The sequence below is a fragment of the Burkholderia sp. Ac-20365 genome (assembly GCF_017104715.1).
Classification (GTDB): Bacteria; Pseudomonadota; Gammaproteobacteria; order Burkholderiales; family Burkholderiaceae; genus Paraburkholderia.
The window spans coordinates 1-840 of record NZ_JAAGPI010000120.1 but is presented as its reverse complement, the minus strand read 5'-3'; the positions used below and the strand labels follow the sequence as shown (position 1 = coordinate 840).

At 62.6% G+C, this 840-nt stretch carries 1 protein-coding gene; it reads right to left on the bottom strand.

Translation table 11 applies throughout. The features are described 5' to 3' along the window. A partial coding sequence (locus tag G3O01_RS45830; protein ID WP_205813963.1) for an efflux RND transporter permease subunit occupies positions 1-840 on the bottom strand: 840 nt, incomplete at both ends.

Genomic DNA, 840 nt, shown 5'->3' with positions numbered 1-840 from the left:
ACTGCGCGGTCGTCGCGTCGCCCTTGCTCTGGATCCACATCTCGGTGCCGCCCGTCGTGCCGAGCCCCGGAATCGATGGCGGATTCAATGGAACGACGATCCCTTCCTGGACCTGCGACAGCGCCTTATACGCATCGACGAGCACCGCCCGCGCATTCTGCGTGCGGATGTTCGCTGACTTGTAGCGCTCCTCGAAACTCTTGAAGCCGACGAAGAACGTCGACGAGTTGTTCTTGTTCTGGCTGTCGAGAATGCTGAAGCCGTCCACCGTCGTGATGCTGCCCACAGCGGGCTGCTTCATGAAGTAGTCGGTGACGCGCTCCGACACCTGCCCCGTGCGATCGAGCGACGCCGCATCGGGCATGATCACGGCGCCCAGCAGATAGCCCTGGTCTTCGGGCGGCAGGAAGGCGGTCGGAATGTCGCGCATCATGATCACGGCCAGCACAATCATGCCGACGAACAGCAGCAGCGCAATGACAAACCGCTTGATGATGAGCCGCACGGCCCGCGTATAACCGGCCGTCATGCGCGCAAACTGGTTGTCGAACCAGCGGAAAAATCCCTTCTTCTCGTGATGTCCCGGCTTGAGCAGCAGCGCCGCGAGCGCGGGCGAGAGCGTGAGCGCAACAATGCCCGAGATCACCACGGAAATCGCAATGGTGATCGCGAACTGCTTGTACATCTGCCCGGTGATGCCGCCCAGAAACGCGACCGGCACGAACACCGCGCACAGCACCAGCACGATCGCGACCACCGGCCCGGCCACTTCGTCCATCGCCTGCTTGGCGGCGGTCTTCGGGTCGAGCTTGTGCACGGTCATGTTGCGCTCGACGTTCT